A 6,312-nucleotide genomic window follows, 5' to 3' on the forward strand; every position below is an offset into this window, starting at 1 on the left:
GAAGATTAATTTTAATTATTTTTATTAATATAAAAAATAATATATTTATTAATTCTCATTAAAGACCCTTTTCAGGGCCTTTTTTTATTTTAAAAGAAAGGAAACGATAAAACTATGTCCATTAAAAAAATCTTACCATCTTTACCGAGTAACATCATTTTTTTTTAATCATTATTTTTTTATCTTATTAATCTCTTTAATTTTTATTAATTATATTTAATCAAATTATATCTTTTTACTTATCCATTAAGCACCCAAAGACTAAAACAGGGAATAGTAGCACAATTTTACCATTATTTAAAGACTACTAAAAAAAATCATCATGTGAAATCTTATTAATACTTGGTTAACGAAGTTAAATAATTGGTTTGCCGATATCAGCAATCATTTCTTTAATCACCAAAACAAGTGACTTAACTTAACCTTATTAACCATTATTTTATTATTCCTACCTCATCTTTTATATTTAATTGATTTTCTTTTTAAATGTCTTTATCATATAATCAAATTTATTTGTTATTTATTCCAATATATTATCTCTTTTTTTAGAAAAGGTAAATAAAAATACGAATCAAATTATCTCAACGCACTAAATTATGGTGCCAACATCGAAAAAAATATATTAACGCTTCAGAAATTGGTAGTATCACAGGTAATGATAAATTTAGAAACTTAGAATAATTAGTCCATGATAAACTCTTTGGCGCCACATTTACTTCCAACAAATACACCGAACACAGGAATAAAACTGAACCTTTGGCCAGAACTTTTTCCGAAAACATAGCTAAACTCACTTATCCTGATACCATTTTTATCGATGATGAAGTCAAAATATTTTCTTCATCACTTGAATATTTTAGGTGATTAAAGAACCATTAAAAAAATACCAACTTTTAAGTTGGTTTCCTTATTTTTTCTAAATACTAAAAAATATTTTTCTTATTAAATAATAAAAAAGGAGATTAAAATGGCGAGAAATTACAAGACGTTCTTATTTCAGTAAAAAATCTTTTAGAAGAAATAAATTAACTTTAGGCAGTTTTTTACATATTGGATTTTACCTACATTAGGCATTATTTTTCCTTTGATTGTTTATTTTGCTTCAAAAGGTTATTTATCAATAGCTAAATAATAAAAAGGAGGATAAAAAAATGACTTTAAGACAAATATTAATTTTAATTGCTCTTGGTTGTATTTTTATATTTGCAGCTTATAAACTTGGTTTTATTGTTCCTGATGCAACTAAAATTACATGGATTAAATAATGAGTTTTTTTAAAAAAAACACTCATTAAGGGATAATATATGAATAAATTAAGTTAAAATTAAGGATTTTTTTAAAATGGATAAGCAACAAAAAATAAAAAAAGAATTTTACGAACATTGTCAATGTTGCGGAAGCGATTTGGGAATGAATATAAATGATATTGATTTGAATTTATTTGGTGCAATAATGACTTTAATGATTTTAATTAGTTTTGGATTTTTTTGTATTATTTGGTTTTTTGAGTTTATTTTCATAGAAACAACTTTATTTACGTTATTAATCATGACAGGATTCAAACCAATCTTTGAATTTTTATCAAACAGCATTATCTTTATCAAAAATATGTTCCTTGGTCTATTTTTCCCTAAAAGAAAACTAAGAAATTTAGAAATTAAATCAACCAAACAAGAACACCAAGAACATTTATTACTTGAAAAATTAGACCAAATAAAAACTGCGCAAGAAAAATTATTATCTAAATTAGAACAACAAAAACATAAAGTAGCCATTTGGCAATCTAAAAAAGAAAGAAAAAGATTGTTAAAATCTCAAAAAAACAACACACCAATCGGAAAGGACTAACTGTTCCAAAACTTTAGACAATTAAATATTTTTAAATAATATAAAGGCCAGCTTTTAAGTTGATCTTTTTTTAAAAGATTTTTCTTGCATTTCTAAAAGGCCGTTTGCATTTTTTGCTGCCTCCTAAATTCATGTTACCCGTCATTTATGTTTGGTAGCTAAAATATTTATTCTATAATAGAACGAATTATTTTGACGAATGATTTTTTGTCCAAAATATTTTTTCAAGCTATTTAATGCCACTATATTTTTTTCTTTTGATATAATATTAATATAAAATACATATTATCAGATTAATAATATAATCCACGCAAATTTAATTTATTATTTTAAATGCGTAATATATTTGACAGCAAGCTAACTTATTTCAAATAATTTCAATTTTTTGATGTATTAAAATTATTAAAACGTAAATATTAGTTAAATTAAACTATAAAAAATCAAAAAAGCCAAAGAAGCAAAAGGAGTTTTAATGCCAGCCTTATTTCCCAAAAAAATTAAAGTTATTTATGATGGTCTCTTGCAAGGTCAAGTTTATGAAATGGCTCAAAGTTTAGGTTTTTCCTTTCAACACATCCAAGATGTCCCTTCCAAATTAACCGACGAAAACGTTTTTTTACTTACTCGCAGTGTGAAATTTGGACAAGTATCTGATGATGCAAAAACTTTTTTAGAAAAAAACGCTACCAAAGTAATAGGTGTTGCTGTGTCTGGCAACAAAAATTGGGGCAAAAACTATGGTAAAGCAGGCGATACTATCGCTTCTAATTATAATGTGCCTTTGGTTCTTAAATTCGAAGGTTCAGGAATGCCAGAAGAAAGAGTTTTTTTAAAAAAATGGCTTGCTTGCTATTGTAACAACCAAAAATTGCCTTCTTATCAATTCAAAACCCAACCACAAATGCCCACCTCCAAAAAAACCGTCTTGCCACCTTGGATTATACTCAACAATCAAATTATTGATGAACAAGGAAAAATCAAAGACCTAAATAAAGACAAAGAAGCTTTACAAAGTTTTTTGCAAGAAGGAGTTGCCCCCAAACTAAAACGCTTTGCCACTTTACAAGACAAATTAACTTTTTTACAAGAAAACGAATATTATGAAAGCACTTTTTTGCAAAAATACAACTATTCGCAAATCAAAGAAATCTACCAAATTGCTTACCAAAAAAACTTAACTTTCCCAACTTTTATGGGAGCTTTCAAATTTTACCACGATTATGCTCTTAAAACTCGCGACAAACAACACTATTTAGAAACCTACGAAGACCGATTGTCAATAAACGCACTTTATCATGCCAAAGGTGATTTTGCAATTGCCAAACGCCTCATTGTATCTTTAATAAACCAAGACTTTACTCCTGCAACTCCCACTTTGCTCAACACAGGCAAAAAACATCGTGGCGAATTTGTCTCTTGTTTTTTGTTAGAAGCTGGCGACTCTTTAAACGATATTGCCCGTATTAATGAATTTTCGATGCAACTTTCTAAAATTGGCGGTGGGGTTTCGATTAACATCACTAATTTGCGTGCTAAAGGTGAATCTATCAAAGGCATTAAAGGTGTGTGCAAAGGTGTTGTAGGTGTGTGCAAATTATTAGACCACAGTTTCCGTTATGCCGATCAAATGGGACAACGTACAGGCGCTGGTGCTGTTTATTTGAACGTTTTTCACGCCGATATCATTGATTTTTTAAGTACGAAAAAATTAAGTGCTGATGAAGATGTTCGCGTCAAAACTTTATCTTTGGGCGTTGTAGTACCTAACAAAATGATTGAACTTGCCCGCAAAAATGAAGTTATGTATACCTTTTTCCCGCACACTGTTTTCCTAGAATACGGTAAAAATTTTGCTGATATTGCAGTTGATATGAGCTATTGGTACGACATTTTAATTGTCAATCCCAAAGTGCAAAAAAAAGCCATCAATCCGCGCCAACTCTTAGAACTTATTGCCCAAATGCAAGGCGAATCAGGCTATCCTTATTTAATGTTTTGCGATAACACCAATCAAGCAAATACTTCAGATCTGAAAGTCAAGTTTTCTAATTTATGCACTGAAATCCTTCAACCCACCATCACTTCACATTACAAAGATTACCATCAAACCCAACAAGACGAAATTGGTATGGACGTTTCATGCAATCTAGCATCAGGACATATGGGGAACATGATTACTAACAATACCATTCAAGAAACTGTTTTTATGGCAATGGAAGTAATGAACTGTGTTTCTGAAAATACAAACATTAGTTATGTTCCAGCTGTTGCAAAAGCCAATTTTCTTAACCGCAGTGTAGGTTTTGGAATCATGGGTCATCACGGCTTTTTAGCTCAAAACTACATTGCTTTTGGAAGTGAAGAAAACAAAGATTTAATTGATGTTTTTTTTAACGCTATTAATTTTTACAGCCTCCTTCATTCTTGCAATAAAGCAAAAACCACAGGCAAAAAGTTTTATCGTTTTAAAAAATCCAAATACGCTGATGGTAGTTATTTTAACAATCGTGGTGAAATTTTACCTAAAACTAACAAAATCAAAAAAATGTTCCAAAATATCACCCTTCCCACCCAAAGCGATTGGAACCAACTCAAACAAGATGTCATGAAATTTGGACTCTACAATTCTCATCGTCTTGCAATAGCTCCAAACGGATCAATTGGATATATTATGGGAGCAACTCCTTCCTTGACTCCTGTAAAACAATTAGTAGAGGAACGCACCTATGGTAACTCTAAAACTTACTGTCCAATGCCTGCATTAAAGCAAGCTTCCTTTATGTACACCACTGCTTATAAAATAAACAAATACGATCTCATTGATGTTATTGCTATTGCCCAAAAGCACGTTGATCAAGGTATTTCTTTTGAACTTGGTATTACATCTGATATTACTACGCGTGAATTACAAAAATACTATCTTTACGCTCATCACAAAAAGATAAAAACCCTTTATTACACACGAACCCAAAAGCTAAAAATTGATGAATGTGAGGCTTGTGGTGTTTAAAAACACCTTATAAAGCTGAATAAAAAATAATTAATGGAATAAAACTTTGATTAATAAATTATATTTATAATTCTCAGTCAAGTTTGACTGCTTCTCGTACTTAGTTTTTTGTGATTTTGTTTTTTTGCTAAAATAAGGCTATCACATGGATAGTCTTTTTTTATTCTTAAAAATAATTATTTTTCTCTTAACTCCTTTTATATTAAAATAAATATTCCTATTATTTTCCCAAAATACAAATCTTACCCAAATAAATTGTTCATTATTTTTCAAATTATAATCCCACAAAATAACCCTTTCAATCTTATCCCAATTAATTTATACTAAAAAAACAAAATCCCAAAAAGAAAAAGGAGTAAATCAATGAAAACCAAAAACCCCCAACCCCAAACAAATTCCAAAATCCATTTTCAAGGAGCTAACTGGAATGTATTAGAAGACAAATATACCCATTTTTTTTATGAACAAAATTTAAGTCAATTTTGGCGTCCTGAAGATATTAGTTTGCAAGGCGATCTTGCTGCTTGGAGCGAACTTACCATAGAAGAAAAAACTGCTTATTCACGCAATCTTTTAGTTCTTACTTTTTTAGATACTTATCAAGGTGATTTGGGTATGCCCATTATTGCTCGTTCTTTAGAAGAACATGAACACCAAAAAAAAGCTACCCTTAATTTTATGGGAGCTATGGAAAATGCAGTACATGCTAAAAGTTATTCTAATATTTTTATGAGCTATTTAACTAACAAAGAAATTAATCAACTTTTTTTGTGGGGTAACCAACAAAAAAGTCTTCAAACCATGATGCAAGTAATTGTAAAAGTTTATGAGGCTTTGGAAGACCAGATTTATTTAAAAAAACAAACTTCCTTGCAATTTATTGAATTGGAATTTAAAAAAACTCAGTGGAAAGCTATGGCAGTATCAGTTTTTTTAGAAACTTGGCTGTTTTACAGTGGTTTTTACTATCCTTTATATTTTTATGGTCAAGGGAAATTGATGCAATCAGGAGAAATTATTAATTTAATTATTCGTGATGAAAGTATTCATGGTGTTTATGTGGGGCGTCTTGCAACTGAACTTTATCAACTGTTTGATAAACCCACCAAACAAACTTTAAAAACATGGTTAGATGATTTGATGCAACAACTCTATCAAACAAAAACATCCTTAGTCAATGCCATTTATCATAAATTAAATTTAGAAGATGATGTTAATAAATTTGTGCGTTATAATGCCAATAAAGCTTTAATGAATTTGGGTTTTGATGCTTTTTTTCCATCCGAAAATGTAAACCCTGTTATCATTAATGGACTTAATACTGAGACTAAAACTATGGATAACTTTTCTATGAAAGGAAATGGTTATCAAAAAATGCGCTCTGAGGCGTTGCAAGATGAAGATTTTTATTTTTAAAGCCATAATCAATAATCAATAATATTTAGTTTTATAAT

The 6,312-nt window shown here is 29.4% G+C and carries 3 protein-coding genes and 1 pseudogene; all 4 read left to right on the forward strand.

Features of this window, described 5'->3' with window-relative positions:
- Positions 1-564: 564 nt before the first annotated feature.
- A pseudogene (locus BBA70_RS00155) lies at positions 565-852 on the forward strand (endonuclease); the annotation flags it as partial.
- A 489-nt stretch (positions 853-1,341) separates the two neighbouring features.
- Positions 1,342-1,848: a hypothetical protein gene (locus BBA70_RS00160; RefSeq protein ID WP_252861408.1), complete on the forward strand. Its 507-nt coding sequence runs from the start codon at positions 1,342-1,344 to the stop codon at positions 1,846-1,848.
- A 472-nt stretch (positions 1,849-2,320) separates the two neighbouring features.
- A complete protein-coding gene (nrdE, locus tag BBA70_RS00165) occupies positions 2,321-4,858 on the forward strand; it encodes a class 1b ribonucleoside-diphosphate reductase subunit alpha (protein WP_011412309.1) in 2,538 nt (845 codons plus the stop codon).
- Positions 4,859-5,221: 363 nt separating this feature from the next.
- Positions 5,222-6,274, forward strand: a complete 1,053-nt coding sequence (gene nrdF, locus BBA70_RS00170) for a class 1b ribonucleoside-diphosphate reductase subunit beta (protein WP_011412310.1) — start codon at positions 5,222-5,224, stop codon at positions 6,272-6,274.
- Positions 6,275-6,312: the final 38 nt, after the last annotated feature.

It is taken from the genome of New Jersey aster yellows phytoplasma (assembly GCF_002554195.1).
Lineage (GTDB): Bacteria > Bacillota_I > Bacilli_A > Acholeplasmatales > Acholeplasmataceae > Phytoplasma.